General features: G+C 44.9%; 29 protein-coding genes and 1 other annotated feature. Of the genes, 27 read left to right on the forward strand and 2 right to left on the reverse strand.

What is annotated here, in order from left to right:
* Nucleotides 1-7 precede the first annotated feature (7 nt).
* From racE to trpA, 23 genes are all read left to right on the forward strand, one after another.
* Nucleotides 8-802 (forward strand): glutamate racemase, encoded by a 795-nt coding sequence (gene racE / locus D8792_RS07760; protein WP_015605535.1) that lies wholly within the window; start codon nucleotides 8-10, stop codon nucleotides 800-802.
* Nucleotides 799-1776 carry a nucleoside-triphosphate diphosphatase gene (locus tag D8792_RS07765; protein ID WP_125373579.1) on the forward strand — a complete coding sequence of 326 codons (978 nt, stop codon included), beginning with the start codon at nucleotides 799-801 and terminating at the stop codon, nucleotides 1774-1776. Before racE ends, D8792_RS07765 begins: the two co-directional genes overlap by 4 nt.
* Complete coding sequence (locus tag D8792_RS07770; protein ID WP_125373580.1) at nucleotides 1752-2273, forward strand: metallophosphoesterase; 522 nt, start codon at nucleotides 1752-1754, stop codon at nucleotides 2271-2273. The genes D8792_RS07765 and D8792_RS07770 overlap by 25 nt, the downstream gene beginning before the upstream one ends.
* Complete coding sequence (gene cbpB / locus D8792_RS07775; protein ID WP_125373581.1) at nucleotides 2270-2731, forward strand: cyclic-di-AMP-binding protein CbpB; 462 nt, start codon at nucleotides 2270-2272, stop codon at nucleotides 2729-2731. The genes D8792_RS07770 and cbpB overlap by 4 nt, the downstream gene beginning before the upstream one ends.
* Nucleotides 2728-3459, forward strand: a complete 732-nt coding sequence (gene xerD, locus D8792_RS07780; protein ID WP_125373582.1) for a site-specific tyrosine recombinase XerD — start codon at nucleotides 2728-2730, stop codon at nucleotides 3457-3459. The genes cbpB and xerD overlap by 4 nt, the downstream gene beginning before the upstream one ends.
* Before the next feature lie 2 nt (nucleotides 3460-3461).
* Nucleotides 3462-4172, forward strand: a complete 711-nt coding sequence (locus D8792_RS07785; RefSeq protein ID WP_125373583.1) for a segregation/condensation protein A — start codon at nucleotides 3462-3464, stop codon at nucleotides 4170-4172.
* Nucleotides 4165-4710 (forward strand): SMC-Scp complex subunit ScpB, encoded by a 546-nt coding sequence (scpB, locus tag D8792_RS07790; RefSeq protein ID WP_125373584.1) that lies wholly within the window; start codon nucleotides 4165-4167, stop codon nucleotides 4708-4710. The genes D8792_RS07785 and scpB overlap by 8 nt, the downstream gene beginning before the upstream one ends.
* 133 nt (nucleotides 4711-4843) lie before the next feature.
* Entirely contained in the window at nucleotides 4844-5575 is a 732-nt protein-coding gene (locus D8792_RS07795) for a pseudouridine synthase (RefSeq protein WP_125373585.1), read from the forward strand.
* Nucleotides 5572-5832: a membrane protein insertion efficiency factor YidD gene (gene yidD / locus D8792_RS07800; protein ID WP_185758431.1), complete on the forward strand. Its 261-nt coding sequence runs from the start codon at nucleotides 5572-5574 to the stop codon at nucleotides 5830-5832. Before D8792_RS07795 ends, yidD begins: the two co-directional genes overlap by 4 nt.
* 85 nt (nucleotides 5833-5917) lie before the next feature.
* Entirely contained in the window at nucleotides 5918-6457 is a 540-nt protein-coding gene (rsmD, locus tag D8792_RS07805; RefSeq protein ID WP_125373586.1) for a 16S rRNA (guanine(966)-N(2))-methyltransferase RsmD, read from the forward strand.
* Nucleotides 6447-6932 (forward strand): pantetheine-phosphate adenylyltransferase, encoded by a 486-nt coding sequence (coaD, locus tag D8792_RS07810; protein WP_125373587.1) that lies wholly within the window; start codon nucleotides 6447-6449, stop codon nucleotides 6930-6932. Before rsmD ends, coaD begins: the two co-directional genes overlap by 11 nt.
* Before the next feature lie 22 nt (nucleotides 6933-6954).
* Nucleotides 6955-8022 carry a SepM family pheromone-processing serine protease gene (locus tag D8792_RS07815; RefSeq protein ID WP_221763071.1) on the forward strand — a complete coding sequence of 356 codons (1068 nt, stop codon included), beginning with the start codon at nucleotides 6955-6957 and terminating at the stop codon, nucleotides 8020-8022.
* A 181-nt stretch (nucleotides 8023-8203) separates the two neighbouring features.
* The gene (locus D8792_RS07820; RefSeq protein ID WP_125373588.1) at nucleotides 8204-8767 is read left to right on the forward strand and encodes a YutD family protein; all 564 of its coding nucleotides are present in this window, start codon (nucleotides 8204-8206) and stop codon (nucleotides 8765-8767) included.
* A gap of 9 nt (nucleotides 8768-8776) precedes the next feature.
* On the forward strand, nucleotides 8777-9865 hold the full coding sequence (gene rlmN, locus D8792_RS07825) for a dual-specificity RNA methyltransferase RlmN (RefSeq protein WP_125373589.1): 1089 nt from the start codon (nucleotides 8777-8779) through the stop codon (nucleotides 9863-9865).
* Nucleotides 9852-10391, forward strand: coding sequence for a VanZ family protein (locus tag D8792_RS07830; RefSeq protein ID WP_125373590.1), 540 nt, complete (start codon nucleotides 9852-9854; stop codon nucleotides 10389-10391). Before rlmN ends, D8792_RS07830 begins: the two co-directional genes overlap by 14 nt.
* Before the next feature lie 97 nt (nucleotides 10392-10488).
* Nucleotides 10489-10717 (forward strand) — a binding site (T-box leader).
* A 61-nt stretch (nucleotides 10718-10778) separates the two neighbouring features.
* Nucleotides 10779-11960 (forward strand): tryptophan synthase subunit beta, encoded by a 1182-nt coding sequence (gene trpB / locus D8792_RS07835; protein ID WP_125373591.1) that lies wholly within the window; start codon nucleotides 10779-10781, stop codon nucleotides 11958-11960.
* 400 nt (nucleotides 11961-12360) lie between these two features.
* The gene (gene trpE / locus D8792_RS07840) at nucleotides 12361-13719 is read left to right on the forward strand and encodes an anthranilate synthase component I (protein WP_125373592.1); all 1359 of its coding nucleotides are present in this window, start codon (nucleotides 12361-12363) and stop codon (nucleotides 13717-13719) included.
* Nucleotides 13716-14279: an aminodeoxychorismate/anthranilate synthase component II gene (locus D8792_RS07845; RefSeq protein ID WP_125373593.1), complete on the forward strand. Its 564-nt coding sequence runs from the start codon at nucleotides 13716-13718 to the stop codon at nucleotides 14277-14279. Before trpE ends, D8792_RS07845 begins: the two co-directional genes overlap by 4 nt.
* Before the next feature lie 10 nt (nucleotides 14280-14289).
* Nucleotides 14290-15294 (forward strand): anthranilate phosphoribosyltransferase, encoded by a 1005-nt coding sequence (trpD, locus tag D8792_RS07850; protein ID WP_125373594.1) that lies wholly within the window; start codon nucleotides 14290-14292, stop codon nucleotides 15292-15294.
* Nucleotides 15291-16058, forward strand: a complete 768-nt coding sequence (trpC, locus tag D8792_RS07855; protein ID WP_125373595.1) for an indole-3-glycerol phosphate synthase TrpC — start codon at nucleotides 15291-15293, stop codon at nucleotides 16056-16058. The genes trpD and trpC overlap by 4 nt, the downstream gene beginning before the upstream one ends.
* On the forward strand, nucleotides 16045-16632 hold the full coding sequence (locus D8792_RS07860; RefSeq protein WP_125373596.1) for a phosphoribosylanthranilate isomerase: 588 nt from the start codon (nucleotides 16045-16047) through the stop codon (nucleotides 16630-16632). The genes trpC and D8792_RS07860 overlap by 14 nt, the downstream gene beginning before the upstream one ends.
* Entirely contained in the window at nucleotides 16622-17845 is a 1224-nt protein-coding gene (gene trpB / locus D8792_RS07865) for a tryptophan synthase subunit beta (protein WP_125373597.1), read from the forward strand. Before D8792_RS07860 ends, trpB (D8792_RS07865) begins: the two co-directional genes overlap by 11 nt.
* Nucleotides 17838-18617, forward strand: coding sequence for a tryptophan synthase subunit alpha (gene trpA / locus D8792_RS07870; RefSeq protein ID WP_125373598.1), 780 nt, complete (start codon nucleotides 17838-17840; stop codon nucleotides 18615-18617). The genes trpB (D8792_RS07865) and trpA overlap by 8 nt, the downstream gene beginning before the upstream one ends.
* Here trpA and D8792_RS07875 read toward each other — a convergent pair.
* Nucleotides 18586-19248 carry a prepilin peptidase gene (locus D8792_RS07875; protein WP_125373599.1) on the reverse strand — a complete coding sequence of 221 codons (663 nt, stop codon included), beginning with the start codon at nucleotides 19246-19248 and terminating at the stop codon, nucleotides 18586-18588. The genes trpA and D8792_RS07875 overlap by 32 nt on opposite strands.
* Before the next feature lie 166 nt (nucleotides 19249-19414).
* Between D8792_RS07875 and D8792_RS07880 the strand changes: the two genes are divergently transcribed.
* From D8792_RS07880 to D8792_RS07895, 4 genes are all read left to right on the forward strand, one after another.
* Nucleotides 19415-19930: a Dps family protein gene (locus tag D8792_RS07880; RefSeq protein WP_015605512.1), complete on the forward strand. Its 516-nt coding sequence runs from the start codon at nucleotides 19415-19417 to the stop codon at nucleotides 19928-19930.
* 382 nt (nucleotides 19931-20312) lie between these two features.
* Nucleotides 20313-20531, forward strand: coding sequence for a YqgQ family protein (locus tag D8792_RS07885; RefSeq protein ID WP_125373600.1), 219 nt, complete (start codon nucleotides 20313-20315; stop codon nucleotides 20529-20531).
* Between the two features lies 1 nt (nucleotide 20532).
* Nucleotides 20533-20913 (forward strand): rhodanese-like domain-containing protein, encoded by a 381-nt coding sequence (locus D8792_RS07890; RefSeq protein ID WP_125373601.1) that lies wholly within the window; start codon nucleotides 20533-20535, stop codon nucleotides 20911-20913.
* Nucleotides 20914-20996: 83 nt separating this feature from the next.
* Entirely contained in the window at nucleotides 20997-21233 is a 237-nt protein-coding gene (locus tag D8792_RS07895; protein ID WP_125373602.1) for a DUF4190 domain-containing protein, read from the forward strand.
* Between the two features lie 35 nt (nucleotides 21234-21268).
* Here the strand turns inward: D8792_RS07895 and D8792_RS07900 are convergent, their stop codons facing one another.
* Complete coding sequence (locus tag D8792_RS07900) at nucleotides 21269-21994, reverse strand: 16S rRNA pseudouridine(516) synthase (RefSeq protein ID WP_125373603.1); 726 nt, start codon at nucleotides 21992-21994, stop codon at nucleotides 21269-21271.
* Nucleotides 21995-22166 lie beyond the last annotated feature (172 nt).

Genomic DNA, 22166 nt, shown 5'->3' on the forward strand with positions numbered 1-22166 from the left:
AGACTGTATGGATAACCGACCGATTGGATTTTTAGACTCGGGGGTGGGCGGTCTGACTGTTGTCCGTGAATTGATGCGGCAACTCCCCCACGAGGAAGTGGTTTATATAGGTGATTCGGCTCGGGCTCCCTATGGTCCTAGGCCGGCGGAGCAGATTCGGGACTATACTTGGCAGTTGGTCAATTTTCTCTTGACCAAGGATGTCAAGATGATTGTTATTGCCTGCAATACTGCCACAGCTGTTGTCTGGGAGGAAGTCAAGGCTAAGTTGGACATTCCTGTCCTAGGTGTGATTTTGCCCGGAGCTAGCGCTGCCATCAAGTCTACGACTGGTGGCAAGATTGGGGTCATCGGGACTCCTATGACGGTTCAGTCCGATATTTACCGACAAAAGATTGAGGCTCTATCTCCCGAGATGGAGGTGCAGAGCTTGGCTTGTCCTAAGTTTGTCCCGCTGGTGGAGTCAAATGAGCTCCAGTCCAGCCTGACCAAAAAGGTGGTCTATGAGACCCTCCATCCTCTGGCGGGCAAGGTGGACACCCTTGTCTTGGGCTGTACTCATTATCCTTTGCTTCGGCCGATTATTCAAAATATGATGGGGCCGAGCGTCAAGCTGATTGACAGCGGGGCTGAGTGTGTACGGGATATTTCTGTCCTGCTCAATTATTTTGAAATCAATCGTAGCCGTGAGAAGCACGAACTGAACCATCGTTTTTATACTACAGCCAATGCTAAGAGATTTGCGGAAATCGCTGAAAACTGGCTGAATCTGAAAGTCAATGTGGAGCATGTGACCTTATGACAAAGAACATTTATGAATACAAAGATGCTTCTGACTGGTATGTAGCTGAATGGGGACAAAGTGCCTCTTACAGTGAATTTGAGCGAGTGCCAGCCGAAGCTTCTGAGATTTTAGACCGCCTAGAGAGTATTTTGGCGAAAGAAGAACTAGGCCTGCCCTTAAATATCACGGTCATTCGCTATGGCTCAGCCTTTCGCTTTTTGACCTTCTTGCTGGATATTTTAAACCAGGAAACGGGTCGAAGCTTGGAACTGTTGCAGCGACAGGGATCCCTTCTCTTGGTTGAAGGGGGGAAACTCCTCTATGTCCATCTGCCGCAGACTGGTGTAGATTTACAAGCCTTTCTGGGAGCAAAAGATGTCAAGGATACCCTCTTGATTGCAACGCGTAACGAGGGCAAGACAGCAGAGTTTCGCAAGCTTTTCGGGAAGTTGGGCTACGAGGTAGAAAATCTGAATGACTATCCTGATTTGCCAGAAGTGGCTGAAACGGGTATGACCTTCGAAGAGAATGCCCGCCTTAAAGCTGAAACGATTAGTCAGTTGACTGGCAAAATGGTTTTGGCAGATGATTCAGGCCTGCAAGTGGATGTCTTGGGTGGCCTACCAGGCGTCTGGTCCGCTCGCTTTGCTGGTGTTGGTGCGACAGATGATGAAAATAATATCAAGCTCTTGCATGAGCTGGCCATGGTCTTTGATATTAAAGATCGCTCTGCTCATTTCCACACGACTCTGGTGGTCGCAAGTCCAGATAAGGAATCCTTGGTGGTTGAAGCGGATTGGCCTGGCTACATTGCCCATGAACCAAAAGGTGAAAATGGCTTTGGCTATGATCCTTTGTTCTTAGTTGGAGAAACAGGAAAAACATCAGCTGAGCTGACAATCGAAGAGAAAAATGCCCAGTCCCATCGTGCGCAAGCAGTGCAAAAATTATTGGAGGTATTTCCAGCATGGCAAAGCAAACAATCATCGTAATGAGCGATTCCCATGGGGACCGTGCCATTGTCGAAGCAATTAAAGATCATTATCTAGGAAAAGTCGATGCTATTTTCCATGATGGAGACTCAGAGTTACCTTTTGAGGATGAAGTCTGGAAAGGGATTCATGTCGTGGCGGGCAATATGGACTTTTATCCTGGCTATCCAGAGCGGCTGGTGACAGATTTGGATGGGACTATTATTGCTCAGACTCACGGTCATCTTTTCAATATCAACTTTAGCTTCCAAAAGCTGGATCTGTGGGCTCAGGAAGTAGGAGCAGATATCTGTCTCTATGGGCATTTACACGTTCCAGATGCTTGGATGCAAGGCAAGACTCTCTTTCTCAATCCAGGCTCCATTAGCCAACCTCGTGGCTCAATCAACGAACGTCTTTACGCTAAGGTAGAGATTGACGATGACCGTTTTAAGATTGATTTCTATACGCGAAATCATGAGCTCTATCCAAGCTTGTCTAAGGAGTTTGCACGATGATTGCTAAGGAATTTGAAGATTATCTACTGCAACATGAAGACACTTTTTTGACGCCGGGGGAGAATCTGGCGGTCATGATTGACACGCACAATGTGGATCATGCTATTCTCTTGCTTAGCCAGATGACTTATTCACGCATTCCAGTGGTGACTGCGGAGAAAAAGTTCGTTGGCACCATTTCTCTGACGGACATCATGGCCTATCGGATGCAGCATGAGCTGGCAGAGGAAGAGTTTATGTCTATGGACATTGTCCACATGACACGAAAGGATGGTCTGACGGTCGAGCCAGATTACAAGATTGCGGATGTTTTGCACAAGCTGGTGGATGAGTCTTTCCTGCCTGTTGTGGATAAAGAACACCATTTTTATGGCATCATTACTAGAAAGTCGATTTTAAAAGCTGTAAACTCGTTGATGCATACCTTCACGAGTCAGTATGAGATTTCCAAAAAATGAAAGAACAAATCACTCCTTTTTTAGAACAAAAAAATATCTCAGAAAATTCAAAATTAGCCTATTCCTACGATTTGGAGCAATTTGTCAATGAAATCCACAGCAAGGTGACGGAAACCAATTTGCGGATTTATCAAGCCTCTATCAAGGATTTCAAGGCGGCTGTCCAGAAGCGGAAGCTCTCAGCGGTCAATCAATTTCTTTACTATCTTTACGAGAACAAGATGATTGGTGAATTTCACCGCTTGACTCTGCCCAAAGTCGCTATTTCCAAGGAACTGGGAAGCGAGCTGATAGACTTATCAGCCTTTTGGGAAACTTCTACGGTACCACAAGGCCGGCTGATAGCGCTCTTGATTTTGGAAATGGGTCTCTTGCCAAGTGAAATCCTGCAGGTCAAGGTTGAAGATGTCAATCTTGATTTCCAGGTTTTGCGGATCGAGAAGGCTGGGCAGAAGCGGATTATTAAGATCCCTGAAAGTCTGACGAGCGAGTTGGGCGATTATTTGACAGGGACTTATTTATTTGAAAAGAATGGTAAGTCCTATTCGCGCCAATGGGGCTTTCGCCAGCTGGAGGCCTTCTTGATTGAGCAGGGGCAGACCAGTTTGTCAGCCCAAAGCCTGCGGGAGCAATTTATCCTGCGCCAGCGAGAAAAAGGTGTCGGTATCTACGACATCGCTCGTGATCTGGGCTTGAAGACAGTGATTACATTAGAAAAATACAGATAAGAATGGATATCAAGTTAAAAGATTTTGAGGGGCCGCTAGACTTGTTGCTCCACCTCGTATCCAAGTATCAGATGGATATTTACGATGTACCCATTACCGAGGTCATCGAGCAATATCTGGCTTATGTATCTACTCTGCAGGCCATGCGTCTAGAAGTGACGGGAGAATACATGGTCATGGCCAGTCAGCTCATGCTGATCAAGAGTCGCAAGCTCCTGCCCAAGGTGGTGGATCAGGTGGATCTGGAAGATGATCTGGAGCAGGATTTGCTGAGTCAGATTGAGGAATATCGGAAGTTCAAGTTGCTGGGGCAGAAAATGTCCCTCCAGCATGAGGACCGGGCTCTTTACTACTCCAAGCCCAGGCTGGAACTGGTCTATGAAGACGCTGAACTCTTGCATGACAAGACAGCCGTTGATCTCTTTTTAGCTTTTTCCAAGGTGATGACCAAGAAGCAGGAGGAGTTTTCCAAGAGTCATACGACCATTGTGCGAGATGAGTACAAGATTGAGGACATGATGGAAGTAGTGCGCCAGCGCTGTCGGGCTCACAAACGCCTTGCCCTGCAGGATATTTTTGCAGAAACCAAAGACATGAATGAAGTGATTACGCTCTTTCTAGCAACCTTGGAGTTGGTCAAGGTTCAGGAGGTGCAGGTCATTCAGGAGGAAAACTTTGGAAATATTTATTTAGTAGGAAGAAAGAATGAGTAAATTAGCAGAGATTGAAGCCCTGCTTTTTGTGGCGGGGGAAGACGGTCTGAAAGTTCATCAGCTATCAGAAATCCTTTCCTTGCCGCCGACTGGTGTCATCCAGAGTTTGGAAAAATTGGCGGAGAACTATCAGACAAATCCAGACTCCAGCTTGACCTTGCTGGAAACGTCAAAGACCTATAAGTTGGTCACCAAGCCTGAATTTGCTGAAATTTTACGAGAGTATTCGCGGGCACCGATTAACCAGAGCTTATCCCGAGCGGCACTGGAAACCTTGTCGATCATTGCTTACAAGCAGCCCATTACAAGGGTGGAGATTGATGATATTCGCGGGGTCAATTCCAGCGGGGCGATTTCGAAGTTACTAGCCTTTGAGCTGATTCGGGAAGATGGTAAGAAGGAAGTCATTGGCCGTCCCAATCTTTATGTGACGACGGATTATTTCTTAGACTATATGGGTATCAACCATTTGGACGAATTGCCGATTGTGGACGAAGCGGAGCTCATTGCTGAGGAAAGTCAGCTTTTCGGAGAATGACAAGTTCATCCTATAAGGGACGTTTTCTGAACGGTTCCAAGCTTTGAGGGAGGCGCTGCTTTCCCTATTTGCCATTTTTCAAGCTGTTAAAGTTGTGAAAATGCTCTTTGTATCTTGTGAAAGGACAATATCGATGAGAATCAATAAATACATTGCCCATGCGGGAATTGCCAGCCGGAGAAAGGCTGAGGAATTGATCAAGCAGGGGCTGGTAACCGTGAATGGTCAGGTAGTGCGTGAGTTAGCAACTACCATCAAGTCGGGCGACCGAGTGGAAGTAGAAGGTCAGCCTATCTACAATGAAGAAAAGGTCTACTACTTGCTCAATAAACCGCGCGGGGTGATTTCCAGTGTGACAGACGACAAGGGGCGTAAGACAGTCGTTGATTTGCTGCCACAGGTCAAGGAGCGGATTTATCCCGTTGGTCGACTGGACTGGGATACTTCTGGCGCCTTGATTTTGACCAATGACGGTGACTTCACGGATGAAATGATTCACCCGCGTAATGAAATTGACAAGGTCTATGTGGCGCGTGTCAAGGGTGTGGCCAATAAGGAAGTTCTGCGTCCGCTGACCCATGGTCTGGTCATTGAGGGCAAGAAAACCAAGCCAGCGGTTTATGAGATTCTTAAGGTCGATCCGGTGAAGAATCGTTCGGTTGTTCAGTTGACCATCCACGAAGGGCGCAATCATCAGGTCAAGAAGATGTTTGAAGCGGTGGGGTTACCAGTGGACAAGCTTTCACGGACTCAGTTTGGACATTTGGATTTAACTGGCCTCAAGCCAGGTGAAGCACGTCGATTGAGTAAAAAGGAAGTCAGCCAGTTGCATAATTTGGCTGTGACCAAAACTAAGAAACAATGATTAAGAAAATATTGATAGCGCCGGTTCGTTTTTACCAGCGCTTTATTTCCCCTGCCTTTCCCCCTTCTTGCCGTTTTCGGCCGACCTGTTCCAATTACATGATTGAAGCCATTGAAAAGCACGGAGCCAAGGGGCTGCTGATGGGCTTGGCAAGAATTGGTCGCTGCCATCCCTGGTCCGAGGAAGGGGACGATCCAGTCCCAGACCATTTTAGTCTTCGGCGGAATGACTCTAAAACAGACTTCGAACGGAAATAGCCTTGTTTCCGTTTTTTGCTAGAGAATAAAGTCCAGCCTTAGCAATTACTATCAGCTTTTCAATATTTTTGTTATAATGTTTTTTATGAGAGTTGTTTCAGGAAAGTACGGGGGCAGACCCCTCAAGACATTAGATGGCAAGACAACGCGACCTACGACAGATAAGGTCAAGGGCGCGATTTTTAATATGATTGGGCCATATTTCGATGGCGGCCGGGTGCTGGATCTGTATGCAGGCAGCGGCAGTCTGGGGATTGAGGCGGTATCTCGTGGTATGGAGTCGGCTATTTTGGTTGAAAAAGATCGGCGGGCGCAAGCTATCGTGGCAGAAAATATTGCCATGACCAAGGAAGCAGCGCGCTTTGAGCTGCTCAAGATGGAGTCGAGTCGGGCACTGGAGCAGTTGACTGGTCCGTTTGATCTGGTTTTACTAGATCCGCCCTATGCCAAGGAGCAGATTATTGCGGATATTGAAAAAATGGCGGAGCGCAAGCTCTTGAGTGAGGATATTATGATTGTTTGTGAGACAGACAAGTCGGTTGATTTGCCAGAAGAAATCGCAGACTTGGGTATCTGGAAGCAAAAAATATATGGAATTTCAAAGGTGACGGTCTATGTCAGATAAAATCGGACTCTTTACAGGGTCATTTGATCCCATTACCAACGGACATGTGGATTTGATTGAGCGTGCCAGTCGGATGTTTGATCGCCTGTATGTGGGCATCTTCTACAATCCTCACAAAGAAGGATTTTTTAACATCCATGTGAAAAAAAGAATGGTTCTAGCGGCTTTGGCGCATTTGGAAAATGTGGAAGTTATCACTTCCCATGATGAATTGGCGGTCGATGTGGCAAAAAGACTAGGTGTGACTGCCCTTGTCCGCGGCCTACGCAACGGTCAGGACTTGGACTATGAAGCTAGCCTGCATTTTTTTAATAAGGACTTAGCACCTGAATTGGAGACCGTTTTTTTGTTGAGTCAGCCGGCCTACCGATACATCAGTTCTTCAGCGATGCGGGAATTGATTGCTTTTCAGCAGGATCTTTCTGCCTATGTACCAGTGAGTGTGATTGAGGAGTTAGAGAAAAAAGATGAATAATGACATGACAAATCCGGAAAAGATGACAAAGGAAAATAAACGTGGTTTAAAAGTAGTTGGTTGTGCTGGAGCGGCCTCGATTATCGTGCTTGTGCTCTTCCTATTCTCTTTCATTGTTCCATTGCCTTACTATATTGAGGTGCCTGGGGGGGCAGAAGACATTCGAAAGGTTCTGACTGTGGACGGAAAAGAGGATCAGGCAGCAGGTTCCTACAATTTTGTAACGGTTGGGATCCAGCATGCGACCTTTGCTCATATGGTCTACGCTTGGCTGACGCCTTTTACGGATATTTATTCAGCTCAGGATATGACAGGTGGTTCAAGCGATGCTGAATATATGCGCATTAACCAATTTTATATGGAAACGTCGCAGAATATGGCCAAATACCAAGGTCTCAAAGCTGCAGGAAAAGACATCAAGATGAACTATCTGGGTGTCTATGTTCTGAAAGTAGCTCCAAATTCGACCTTTAAAGGGATTTTGAATATTGCGGATACGGTGACAGGAGTCAATGACAAGACCTTTGAAAGCTCAGAAGATTTGGTCAAATATGTGAATTCTCAGGCCTTGGGCGATAGTGTCAAGGTGACCTACGAGGAAGATGGCGAAACTAAGACAGCGACAGGGAAAATCATCAAGCTGGAAAATGGCAAAAATGGAATTGGTATTAGTTTGATTGACCGTACGGAGGTCAACAGTAGTGTTCCGATTGAATTTTCGACTGAAGGTATCGGTGGTCCCAGTGCTGGCCTCATGTTTAGCCTAGCCATCTATACTCAATTGGCTAATCCTGACTTGCGAGACGGCCGCGTGATTGCGGGAACGGGCAGCATTGACAGAGAAGGTAAGGTTGGTGATATTGGTGGGATTGACAAAAAAGTCGTCTCTGCTGCCAAGATCGGAGCGACAATTTTCTTTGCTCCGGATAATCCTGTCAGCGAGGAAGAAAAAAAGGCTAATCCCAAAGCCAAGACCAACTATGAAACGGCGCTTGAAGCAGCTAAGGAAATCAAAACGGATATGAAAATCGTGCCGGTCAAAACCCTTCAGGACGCGATTGATTATTTAGAAAAAACCAAAAAATCTTAGTTTCGGCTAAGATTTTTAACTTTTAGAGACGAACGAAGGACTTTTTAAAAAAAGATTAGCAGTTTTTATTAAATCGTCTGACTTTTTACAGAAAGATCTTTTTCTTCTGAAAAAATATAAATTCCCCTTGTTTTGTGATAAAATAATATGAAGTAAGATAGATGAGTGACAAAGGATAGGTATGCGTAAAGAAATTTCACCTGAGTTGTATAATTACAATAAATTCCCTGGCCCAGAATTTAAGCAAATGGGCAGCAAGATAATTGCAGAAAAATTTGAGTTTGAATTGGTGGAGAATTATAAAGAGGCCTTTGACTTGACGGCTTTTCACCAACGCTTTTCAGAAATTCTGAATAAATTTGACTATATTGTCGGCGATTGGGGCAATGAACAGTTGCGGTTGCGCGGTTTTTATCGGGATGAGAAAGCCAAGGAAAATGCAGAGAAAATCAGCCGTTTGCAAGACTATTTGCTAGAATATTGTAATTATGGCTGCGCCTATTTTGTTTTGGAAAATGCTCAGCCAAGACGGGCTGCCTTTGACAAAAAATCCCATCATAAGAGAAAATCGGACAGCAAAAAACATCCAGAAATTTCTAGGGAACGTGGCTCTAAAAGAACGAAGGATGATCAGCAAAAACATCGTCCAAAGGTAAACAAGAACAAACAACAGAAACAAGGTAAACAGGCAAAGCAAGCGGCATCTAGCCAATCGCAACGCCATTTTGTCATTCGTCAGAAATAAAGGAGAAACATGAAACCATCGATTTATAGCTTAACGCGAGAAGAAATGATTGAATGGGCAGAAGCTCAGGGAGAAAAGAAATTTCGTGCTAGCCAGATTTGGGAGTGGCTCTATCGCAAGCGTGTCCAGTCATTTGAGGAAATGACCAATCTGTCCAAGGACTTGATTGCTAAGCTCAATGATAAGTTTGTTGTCAATCCGCTTAAACAACGTATTGTTCAGGAGTCGGCTGACGGTACGGTCAAGTACCTCTTTGAGCTGCCGGATGGCATGCTGATTGAGACGGTGCTCATGCGCCAGCACTACGGACTTTCTGTCTGTGTGACCACCCAAGTTGGCTGCAATATCGGCTGTACCTTCTGTGCTTCTGGTTTGATTAAAAAGCAACGCGACCTCAATAATGGTGAGATTGTTGCGCAGATTATGCTGGTGCAGAAGTATTTTGACGAGCGTGGTCAGGACGAGCGGGTCAGCCACATCGTCGTTATGGGGATTGGCGAGCCTTTCGATAACTATAAGAATGTCTTGAAGTTTGTACGGACGGTCAATGATGATAAGGGGCTGGCCATCGGTGCCCGTCATATCACTGTTTCGACTTCAGGGCTGGCTCATAAGATCCGTGACTTTGCCAATGAAGGCGTGCAGGTCAATCTGGCTGTTTCACTGCACGCACCCAACAATGAACTGCGTTCTAGTATCATGAAAATCAACCGTGCCTTTCCGATTGAGAAACTCTTTGCGGCCATTGAATATTATATCGAAACTACCAACCGTCGAGTGACCTTTGAGTACATCATGCTCAACGAAGTCAATGATGGAGTGGAGCGGGCCAAGGAATTGGCAGAATTGCTGAAAAATATCAAGAAACTGTCTTATGTCAATCTCATTCCTTACAACCCAGTCAGCGAGCACGACCAATATAGCCGCAGTCCCAAAGAGCGCGTGATGGCCTTCTACGATACCCTCAAGAAAAACGGAGTTAACTGTGTGGTACGTCAGGAGCATGGTACAGATATTGATGCAGCCTGCGGCCAGTTGCGTTCCAATACTATGAAGCGAGATCGTGAGAAAGCACTTGTTGAAAATGTTCAGCCTTAAGAATTATTTGACTTCAGATGGTGAGCTGACGGCTCGAGGCCGGAAATTGCTTGTAGGAGGATGTGGACTCTATTTCTTGATGCTCTGCATCCTGTGCTTTATTCCTCAGGTTCCAGAGCCGGGAATGGAAACGCCAGGTATCCAGTATTTTGGTCGAGTAGTGGTTCTCTTGGTTCCTTTTAATTCCTTTGTTAATATTGGCGAAATTACTTCTTGGATCCAGCTGGTCAAGGTCTTTATCCAAAATCTAGCTAATATCTTTTTGCTGTCGCCATTGGTTTTTCAATTGCTTTGCCTCTTTCCAAAATTGCGGAGTACCAAGAAAGTTGTCTGGATGAGCTTTGCTATGAGTCTGTCTATCGAAGTGACTCAGATTCTACTTGATCTTCTCATCAACGCCAATCGAGTCTTTGAGATTGATGATCTCTGGACCAATACTTTGGGTGGTTATCTAGCTTGGCGGGCATTTCAGCTTGGTCAGAAAATCTGGAAAAATCGCCAAGATGACGCTTTCAAGAGGGATTAGCCAAGGAAAAGTTCGGAGTTTATGGAATTTTTTATAAAAAATAATTCTTTTTCTGTTTTTTCTCTTGACAAAAGACTTTAGAAGCTTTATAATTTTAAACAATCATCAGAAAAGTAATAATTTTTCTACTTTCAGGGAGCCTGTGGTTGGTGGAAACAGGTAGTGGGAGGTTATGAAGTGGGCTGATGCAAAAAAATGAATTTGAAACAATAAAAATTCGGTGAGCACACCTTACAGTGCGACTTGTTGTTAGACAAGACAGAGATATGGAGGCAGTCTATACTTTTTCCATAATTGAGGTGGCACCGCGATTTTACGCCCTCACACAGAGTTTTTCTGTGTGTGGGCTTTTGTTTTGCTTGAAAATAAAGAAAAGAGGAAATCAAGATGACAGAAACTAAAGGATATTTTGGACAATTCGGCGGTTCCTTTGTACCAGAGCCTATCCAGGCCTTGCTGGATGAATTAGAAGCAACTTTTGAGAAGTATAAGGATGACCCAGAATTTTTAAATGAATACCGACATTATTTGGCGGATTATTCAGGCCGGGAAACTCCGCTTTACTTTGCAGAAAGTCTGACCCAGCATCTGGGCGGGGCTAAGATTTATCTGAAGCGGGAAGATCTCAATCATCTGGGCTCACATAAGCTAAATAATGTTTTGGGACAGATTCTTCTAGCTAAGCGCATGGGCAAGACACGGGTTATCGCTGAAACTGGAGCTGGCCAACATGGTGTGGCAACTGCGGCAGCCGCAGCTAAGTTTGGTATGAAGTGCGATGTTTACATGGGTGCAGAGGATGTAGAACGCCAGCGCCTCAATGTCTTCCGCATGGAAATGATGGGAGCGACTGTTCACGCGGTGGAAACAGGAACCAAAACCCTCAAGGATGCGGTGGATGCAGCCTTTGGAGCTTGGATGAGTGATTTGGAAGCCTTCTATGTTTTGGGTTCTGCTGTCGGACCTCACCCCTATCCGACCATTGTCCATGAATTCCAAAAGGTGATCAGTGAAGAATCACGTCGGCAGATTTTGGACAAGGAGGGCCGCTTGCCGGACTATGTTATTGCCTGCGTAGGTGGCGGCTCCAATGCTATCGGCGCCTTCTCTCAGTATGTGGCAGATGAAGAAGTTAAGTTAGTGGGAGTTGAAGCGGCTGGACGAGGCCTTGATACAGACCAGCACGCAGCTACCATGACCAAGGGAAGTGTTGGAGTAGTGGATGGTATGAAGACTTACGCTGTCTTTGCTGAAGATGGTCAGGTGGCACCGGTTTACTCCATTTCAGCAGGTTTGGACTATCCTGGAGTTGGTCCTGAACATGCTTTCTTTAAAGATTCTGGTCGAGTAGAATACGTAGCAGCGACAGATGATGAAGCTGTGGATGCCTTGCTTCTCTTGACACAAAAGGAAGGAATTTTGCCAGCAATTGAAAGCTCTCACGCCATTGCTGAAGCGATTAAGAGAGCTCCGCAATTGTCATCTGATCAAATCATCATTATCAATGTATCTGGGCGTGGAGACAAGGACGTGGCAGCCATTGCTGACTATCTAGAAAAACGAAAATAAAATACCCAGCAGAAGAGTAGTAACATTCCTTCTTTCAGAGAGTCTGTGGTTGCTGTAAACAGGCAGGAGAAGTTATGAAATGGGCTGTTGGAATCAAAATTTTGTCCTTTAGTTGATCTTTTATTACTTTGTTAGCCTACTTTGCTGTAAACCAGTATGCTGCCTTGTACCAAAAGCAATTTAAATGACTATAATAACAAATGAGATGTGGAGCCTAAAAACTCCATAACTGAGGTGGCACCGCGATGACACGCCCTCACAGGATGAACTGTGTGGGCGTTTTTCTGTAGTTCTGGAGCAAGTTATGACAGTGGACAGGTGCTATCTGTTCTTGCGAATGCAGTCATAACTAGCAGATTGCACCTCCTTGAACGCTTCTGATTAAATAGAAAGAAACATTATGCAAAAGATTTTACCAGCTGATATTTTATCGCCGATTCTGGCTTATATGCGGATTCAGGGCGACCACAAGGTGATTTTGGAAAGTATTCCGAGAGATAGCGAGACAGCTCGTTTTTCTATCCTAGCTTATAATCCAGTCTTTGAAGTTCGCTATGAAAATGGCCAGTTAACAAAGAATGGGCAAGTAATCGAGGCAGATCCCTTGGACTATCTGCATGAGTTGGCAGTAAAAAAAGATCATCATTCAGACCTGCCTTTTGGTGGTGGAGCCATCGGCTTTGTCGGTTATGATATGATTTCCCTCTATGAGGAGATTGGCCAGATTCCAGCTGATGTGATTGGAACGCCGGATATGCACTTTTTCGTCTATGAGAGTTACATGGTTTTTGACCATAAAAAAGACAAGGTCTATATCGTTGAGGAGGCGCTCTACAGTAATAGAAGCGAAGCTGATTTGGCTACTAGTCTGGAGCGAATCATGACTGAGCTGGCGCAGCCAGCAGCAGATGAATTTTCACCACTGGAACTGTCCAGTTTGAACTTCCAGAGCCATATCGAGCAGACGGCTTTTGAAAAAATGGTGGAAGATGCGCGGAGCTTGATTCGGCAGGGAGATATGTTCCAATGTGTACTCAGTCAGCGTTTTTCAGCAGAGTATTCTGGCAGACCGCTGGATTACTATCGCAATCTGCGCGTGACCAATCCTTCCAACTATCTCTACTTTTATGATTTCGGAGATTATCAGATTATCGGAGCCAGCCCAGAAAGTTTGGTGTCTGTCAAGCAGGGTCAGGTCACGACCAATCCTATTGCTGGAACCAGACCGCGTGGTAAGGATGAAAGAGAAGATAAAGCCTTGGCAGAGGAGCTGCTGGCTGACGAGAAGGAAGTGGCGGAACACCGCATGTTAGTTGATTTGGGGCGTAATGATATTGGTAAAATTGCCCAGAATAACAGCGTGGAAGTCACTAAGTACATGGAAGTGGAGTATTTCCGCTATGTCATGCATCTGACCAGCGTGGTCCGTGGTCAGCTTCTGCCCCAACTGACAGCCATGGATGCGCTCAAGTCCACCCTGCCGGCCGGTACCGTCTCGGGCGCGCCTAAGATTCGAGCCATGAAACGGATTTATGAGCTGGAGCAGGAAAAGCGTGGCGTTTATGCAGGGGCTATCGGCTATCTGTCTGCGACAGGGGATATGGATTTTGCCATTGCTATACGCACTATGATTTTGAAAAATGGCAGAGCTTATGTTCAAGCTGGAGCGGGTATTGTTTATGACTCGATCCCTACTAATGAATACCAAGAAACCATCAACAAAGCCAAATCAATGACCAAGATAGGAGAGATGCAATGATTTTATTGATTGATAATTATGATTCTTTTACTTACAATCTAGCCCAATATATCGGCAATTTCGCAGAAGTTAAGGTTTTGCGAAATGATGATGCAGGCCTTTATCAAGCGGCAGAAGAAGCTGATGCTTTGGTGCTGTCTCCAGGTCCAGGCTGGCCAGCAGATGCAGGACGGATGGAAGAGCTTATCCGCGATTTTGCTGGTAAAAAGCCGATTTTGGGGATTTGCTTGGGGCACCAAGCCATTGCAGAAGTATTTGGCGGAAAGCTAGGCTTGGCTCCCAAGGTTATGCACGGCAAGCAGAGTATTCTGCGTTTTGAAGGAAAATCTCCAATCTATGAGGGAATAGAAGATGGACGACCAGTTATGCGTTATCATTCGATCTTGATTGAAGAGATGCCAGAGGACTTTGAAGTGACAGCTTGGGCAGTTGATGACAACTCGATCATGGCTATCCAGCACAAGAACCTGCCCATTTATGGTTTTCAGTATCATCCAGAAAGTATTGGCACGCCGGATGGCTTATCGTCTATCAAAAATTTCATCGACTTAGTCAAATAGGGGAAGAATTATGAAAGAAATTATTGCAAAACTAGCCGATTTTAAGGATTTAAGCAGCTCCGAAGTGTCAGATGTGCTAGAGCGCATCATTACTAGAAGAGTAACAGAAACACAAATTGCAGCCTTTTTGCTGGCTCTCAAGATGAAAGGGGAAACGGTAGAGGAACGGACAGCCTTGGCTCAGGCCATGCGAGGGCATACTCCGCAGATCCCTACTACAATCCGCACAGCCATGGACAATTGTGGAACTGGTGGTGACAAATCATTTAGTTTCAATATTTCGACCACAGCGGCCTTCGTATTAGCAGGTGGTGGGATCAAGATGGCAAAGCACGGTAATCGCTCCATTACCTCTAAATCAGGATCGGCTGATGTTTTAGAAGCTTTGGGAATTAACCTAAACATGGATACAGCCAGCTTGGGTAAGGTCTTTGATCAGACGGGGATAGTCTTTCTTTTTGCTAAAAACCTTCATCCAGCTATGAAATATATCATGCCAGCTCGTCTCAGTCTAGGTGTTCCCACTATCATGAACTTGACAGGGCCCCTCATCCATCCGATGGTTCTAGAAACCCAGCTTTTGGGGACCAGCCGGCCGGATATGCTAGAGAGCACGGCAGAAGTTTTGAAAAATATGGGGCGTAAGCGTGCAGTAGTCGTGTCTGGCCCAGATGGTCTGGACGAGGCCGGTCTTCATGGTCGTACCCAGTACGCTTTGCTGGCAGATGGGGAGATCAGCCTGCATAGCTTTCTACCGTCAGATATTGGTATGGAAGAAATCCCTCTTGAAGCGATTCGTGGAGGTAATGCCAAGGAAAATGCGGAAATTCTGCTATCTGTCCTGCAAAATCAAGCTGGCCCTTATCTGGAAATGACAGTTCTGAATGCAGGTCTAGGCTTCTTTGCTAATGGGAAAACAGAAAGCATAGAAGAAGGAATAGCTTTGGCCCGCCAAGTGATTGCCAGCGGCGCAGCATATGAAAAACTCAAGCAACTACAGGAGTATCAAAAATGAGCAAAGAATTTCTCCCGACCATTCTAAAGCAAAAAGAGCAGGAAGTGGCAGCTATGTCTTATGAAGAGCTGCAACCTCTGCGCTCGACCTATTCCCTCTATGAGTATCTCAAAAGCCATCCTCAAGAGCTGCAGCTGATTGCTGAGGTTAAAAAAGCCAGCCCCAGTCTGGGAGATATAAATCTTGCTGTGGATATTGTAGAGCAGGCTCGCACCTATGAACGATGCGGTGCAGCCATGATTTCGGTTTTGACAGATGAGATTTTCTTCAAAGGACATCTGGATTACCTGAGAGAGATTTCCAGTCAAGTGACCATTCCAACCCTCAATAAAGACTTTATCATTGATGAAAAGCAGATTGTTCGCGCCCGCAATGCTGGAGCGACAGTTATTCTTCTGATTGTGGCTGCCTTGTCTGAAAAGCGGCTGCAAGAACTCTATGATTTTGCGACAGGTTTAGGTTTGGAAGTTTTGGTCGAAACCCATAATCTGGCGGAGTTGGAGATTGCCCATAGAATAGGAGCTCAGATTATCGGTGTCAATAACCGCAATCTAGTTACTTTTGAGACAGATATCAATACAAGTCTTCAGCTATCTGCCCATTTCAAAGATGACAGGGTTTACGTATCAGAGTCCGCTATTTTCAGCAAGGAAGATGCTGAGCTAGTAGCTCCTTATTTCCATGCGGTTTTAGTCGGAACAGCCCTGATGCAGGCTGAGAATGTGGCAGAAAAAATCAAGGAGCTGAAAATTGACAAAGGTTAAGATTTGCGGCTTATCAACTGCCAGCGCTGTGGAAACGGCATGTCAGGCTGGTGCAGATTACATTGGCTTTGTCTTTGCTGAGAGCCGTCGGAGGGTCAGTTTGGAGCAAGCTCAGAAGCTAGTTGCCTTGGTGCCAGCTACTGTCCGAAAGGTAGGAGTTTTTGTCTCTCCGAGCTTGTCAGAGCTGCAGGAAGCTATTTCAGAGGTAAATCTGGATTTAGTGCAGATTCATGGCGATTTTGATGAAGAGCTTCTGACTCAGATTGGCCGGCCGGTTATTCGAGCTTATCAGGTCAAGGGAGCGTTAAAAGGAGTCAGCCAAGAGGCGAACTACCTGCTCTTTGATGCCCCTCTTGCTGGTAGTGGTCAGACTTTTGACTGGCAAACTTTTGATAAAGGTCAAATCCACCAGCCCTTCTTTATCGCCGGTGGTTTGAATGCAGGCAATGTCCGAGAAGCTATTCAGCATTTTGCCCCTTACGCAGTTGATGTCTCAAGCGGGGTCGAAACTGACGGCCAGAAGGACTTAGAAAAGATAACAGAATTTATAGAAAGAGTGAAAGATGGCATATAATCAACCCAATCAAGAAGGATTTTACGGTGAGTTTGGTGGGCGATTTGTTCCCGAAACGCTGATGACAGCAGTTTTGGAATTGGATAAAGCCTACCGTGAGAGTAAAAAAGACCCAGCCTTTCAGGCTGAGCTGAACGAGTTGCTGAAGCAATATGTAGGACGGGAGAATCCTCTCTATTTTGCTAAAAATCTGACAGCCTATGCTGGCGGTGCTAAGATTTATCTGAAGCGGGAAGACCTCAACCATACTGGAGCCCATAAAATCAATAACGCCCTAGGTCAGGTCCTATTAGCCAAGAGGATGGGTAAGAAGAAAATTATTGCAGAGACAGGTGCGGGTCAGCACGGAGTAGCTACAGCCACTGCTGCAGCCCTTTTCAACATGGACTGTACTATCTACATGGGCGAAGAAGATGTCAAGCGCCAAGCCCTTAATGTCTTTCGGATGGAACTTCTGGGAGCCAAGGTGGAGTCTGTGACCGATGGTTCTCGAGTCCTCAAGGATGCAGTCAATGCTGCCTTGCGAGCTTGGGTGGCTCAGGTCGATGATACTCACTATATTATGGGGTCGGCCTTGGGACCTCATCCCTTCCCAGAGATTGTTCGCGACTATCAGAGCGTGATTGGGCGTGAGGCCAAGTGCCAGTTTGCTGAGCAAAATGCAGGTGCCTTGCCAGATGCTTTAGTGGCCTGTGTTGGCGGTGGCTCCAATGCTATTGGGCTCTTTTATCCCTTTGTAGACGATAGCTCAGTTGCTATGTATGGAACAGAAGCAGCTGGGCGGGGCGTAGATACAGATGAACATGCTGCGACCTTAACCAAGGGCCGCCCGGGGGTTTTACACGGTGCCTTGATGGATGTCTTGCAGGATGAGCAAGGGCAGATTCTTGAAGCTTTCTCTATCTCTGCCGGGCTGGACTATCCGGGCATCGGTCCTGAACATTCTCATTTTAATGCTATCAAACGTGCCACTTATGTCCCAGTCACGGATGAAGAAGCTTTGGAAGCCTTCCAACTCCTGTCTCGTATTGAAGGAATTATCCCTGCTCTAGAGTCTAGTCATGCTATTGCTTACGCAGTTAAGCTGGCTAAGGAGTTGGGGCCAGATAAATCAATGATTGTCTGCCTATCCGGCCGTGGTGACAAGGATGTCGTTCAGGTAAAGGAACGCTTGGAAAAAGAAGCGGCTCAAAAAGGAGGTGCCCATGACTAAAACACTCACTCAGCATTTAGAGGCCATCAAAAAAGCAGGCAGGGGAATTTTTCTTCCTTATATCATGGCTGGTGATCACGAGAAAGGTTTGGCAGGATTACCAGAAACCATCTCATTTTTGGAAAACTTGGGTGTGTCAGCTATTGAAATCGGCCTGCCTTTTTCAGACCCTGTTGCAGATGGGCCAGTTATTGAAGAAGCCGGTCTGAGAAGTCTGGGCCACCATACTTCGGCCAAGTCTTTAGTGGCAAGCTTGCAGAAGTTGGACACTCAGCTGCCTCTCATCATCATGACCTACTTCAATCCTATTTTCCAATACGGTCTCAAAGATTTTGTCAAGGATTTGGCTAGGACGCCGGTTAAAGGATTGATCATTCCGGATCTGCCCTACGAGCATAGGGACTTTATCCTGCCTCTGCTGGAAGATTCAGATATCGCTCTTGTTCCTTTAGTGAGCCTGACGACTGGCCTAGAACGTCAGCAGGAGTTGATTAAGGATGCAGAAGGTTTTATTTACGCTGTAGCCATCAACGGTGTGACGGGTAAGAGCAGCAGTTATCGCAATGATTTGGACCAGCATTTGAGCAAACTCCATGATATTGCAGAGATTCCAGTACTGACGGGCTTTGGTGTTTCGACTTTAGAGGATGTTGACCGTTTCAATCAAGTCTCAGACGGAGTTATTGTTGGATCTAAGATTGTCAAAGCTCTTCATGAAAAGGACGCCAGTATAGCAGCCTTTATCCAAGCAGCAGCAGCTTATAAGAAATAATCACCACCACACCAAACAAAAGACAGGGTACAAATGCTAGCCTGTCTTTTTTCTTTTTAAAGCAGAAACAGGCGAGGCCAGAGAAGCTAGCGATTTGGATAAGAATGAGAATTTCTGTTAGGCTGAAAATAGCTGAGCAGGACGCTAGAAAGAGAAAGTCTCCAGCGCCAATACGAAGATTATAAAATAAGGCTAGAAGTCCTAGGATCAAAAAGAAAATCATGAGCGGATTGATACCTGCTGTAGCCATCAGTAAGAACTGAAAAATCAGCCAGATTAGGAGAGGGTATTCTTGCTCACGCTGATCGTAGATGGCTAAGGTCAAGCCCATAGTTAGCAGTAAGAGCTGGGCTAGCGAAAGATAGCCTAAACTCCAGCTTAGAAAAAGCAAGCCCAGCACTAACTCAAAAGCAGCATACCAGACAGGCAGCTGGATCTTGCAGAAACGGCAACGGAAGCCATTCAGCAACTGAGACAGGATTGGGACCAAATCTCGTGCTTTGAGTATCTGCTTACAGTTATCACAGTGACTGCTTGGAGAGATGATGGACTGGTTAGTGAAGCGGTCAATAACTAAGCCGAGAAAGGAGGCTAGAACCGTTCCAACTAGAAAAAAGTATAGATGAATCATACTTATTTATTCGCGATTTTGAGTAGAAAAATTTTGAAATTTTACAACTTTTCTAATAAAGTAAAATTTTGAGTTTTAAGGCTTGACTTTCTTAATTAGAAGCATTATAATTAAAACATAATCAATAAAGATTAGAATCATTACAAATAAAAAGAGAGGTATCATTATGACTCAAGTAAAACATGGTGCTGCGGCAGACGTAGCAACTTTCACTAACCAAAATTCTTTACCAAAAACAAAAGCAGTTCTTAACCAAGTAGTTTCAGATCTTTATACAGCTCGTATCGCTCTTCACCAAGTTCACTGGTATATGCGTGGTGCAGGCTTCATGGTATGGCATCCAAAAATGGATGAATACATGGATACAATCGATGAAACCTTGGATGAAGTCAGCGAACGCTTGATTACTCTGGGTGGTAAGCCTTATTCAACTCTGACAGAGTTTATCCAACACAGCAAGATTGAGGAAAAGGCTGGCGAATTCAGCAAGAATGTTGAAGAAAGCTTGGAGCGCGTGATTGAAATCTTCCGTTATCTGACAGATCTTTACCAAGAAGCTATGGATGTGACGGATGAAGAAGGCGATGATGTGACCAATGATATCTTCGTTGGCGCTAAGGCAGACCTTGAAAAGACGATCTGGATGTTGACAGCTGAGCTTGGCCAAGCACCAGGTTTGTAAAATGATGTTTAAAGAGAGGCTGGGGCAAAAGTCCTAGCCTCTCAATTATCTTTGGATTGTCGAGCAAGACGCAGTGGTTGAGTGGGCTCTACTACGCTGATTTCATCAGCTTTTACAGCCCTACTCAACTGTGCAGAGGTAGGACGACGAAATCGAATTCTAACGAATTACCGATTTCTGTCCCATTCTCTGTTTTTTCTTAAGGATTGTTTAAGCTTCTTCCTTTATACTAAGACTATCAAATGAAGACCTCCTAACTTTGTTTGATAGAACTCCTAAACTTTTCTTTTTCATAATAATCTCCCGAAAAGGCAGTCTCCGTGGCTGTCTTTTCTGTTTTGCCATCTTGAAAACTTTGCTAAAATCTGATAAAATATAGCTCATGAAAACACTCTATGATGTGCAGCAATTTCTTAAAAATTTCGGGATCATTATCTATATGGGCAAGCGTCTTTATGATATTGAAATGATGAAAATTGAGTTGGAGCGGATTTACGATGCCGGCCTGATGGATAAGCTTGATTATCTGGAGGCTGAGGCTGTCCTACGCAGAGAGCATCAAACAGAGTTGAAGTATTTAGAAGATAAAGGGAGAAACTAGAATGGGAATTTGGATTTTATGGGCAATTTTGCTGGGAATGTTGGCTTGGATGGGCTTCAATTATTTCCGTATTCGTCGTGCAGCTAGGGTAGTAGATAATAGTGAGTTTGAAGGTTTGATTCGTCAGGGGCAGTTGATTGATCTGCGTGATCCATCGGATTTCCATCGCAAACATATCTTGGGGGCGCGTAATATTCCGTCTCAACAGCTCAAGTCTAGTATCAATGCGCTTCGCAAAGACAAACCAGTTCTTCTCTATGAAAATAGCCGTGGGCAACGTGTGACCAATGCGGCGATCTACTTGAAGAAGCAAGGTTTTAATGATATTTATATCCTGTCTTACGGTCTTGATTCATGGAGTGGTAAGGTTAAGACAAGCTGATTCTTTGTAGAAATATATATACAAAACTAACTACCTATGTTATAATAGGTAAGTGCAAATATTTTTTAAGGAGTTTTTAGAACATGCAAGAAAAGAAAAAAACCTCTCTGGTTTTAGGTATCCTGTCCATTGTTGTGGGCTTATTGCTTCCAATAATTGGTCTTATTTTAGGTATTATCGGTCTGGTTTTGGGCAATTCTCATCAAAAAGAGACTCAATTAGATTATAAAACAGAAAAAATTCTGAATATCGTCGGTATTGTAATTTCTATCATTAACTGGATTGCAGGAATTCTTCTGACCATGAATGGATTTATGTAATAAATAATAAAAAGGCTTGAATAAGCCTTTTTATTTTACCAGGTTTGTTCCAAATAGCCTTTGATAATCTCGAGTTCGGAAGGATTCAGCGGTCGATAGCTGCCCTCTGTCAGATTGGGATCCAGCTGAAAATCACCGAAATGGGTACGTTTGAGATAGGTGACTTTGACACCAACTGCTAGAAACATTTTCTTGACCTGATGGAATTTTCCTTCAGAAATAGTAACTGAGGCGGTGGAGTGCTCGGGGCTGGCTGTATGAATCTGAAGTTGGGCAGGTTTGCATTGAGTTCCGTCCAGAAAGATAATGCCTTGCTGAAAAGCGTTTGTGACTTCTTGGTCAAGAGGGCCGTTGACTTCGACATAGTAGGTCTTTGCGATATGGTATTGTGGATGGAGGAGTTGAAATCCCAGTGGCCCATTATCTGTAATCAGGAGCAGGCCACGTGTGTCGCGATCCAAACGGCCGATGGCGTAAAGCTGGTCGTTAAAATCTTCTGGGGCAATTAGATCTAGGACAGTCATCTTGTCCGAGTCAGAATTGGCAGTGACAGCACCGGCGGGCTTGTTCATCAGAAAATAATGGTGGGCTAGGTGGTTTAAAGGTTTACCAGCTAGGCTAATGGACTGGAGGCCACTATCGACATTTTGACTGAGGGAGCGAGCAGCTTGACCGTCAATTACAATCTGCCTTAGTCGCAGTTTTTGTTTCATCTCTTTCCGGCTAATCTTAGCTAGGGCTAAGAATTTATCAAGGCGCATGAGTTTTCCTTTCAAAGGTTTGGATCGATTATTTTTTTCTTTTTATCATACACTTTCGGAAGTAAAATTGCAAAAATGGCTACAGTTTACGATTTGCCTATGAAAACATTTACACTTGGTTAGCCCGTGTTTTTTGGAAAAAACTGTGTTATAATTTTTAGTTGGAAATAAA

The organism is Streptococcus cristatus (genome assembly GCF_003943505.1).
GTDB classification, from domain to species: domain Bacteria; phylum Bacillota; class Bacilli; order Lactobacillales; family Streptococcaceae; genus Streptococcus; species Streptococcus cristatus_E.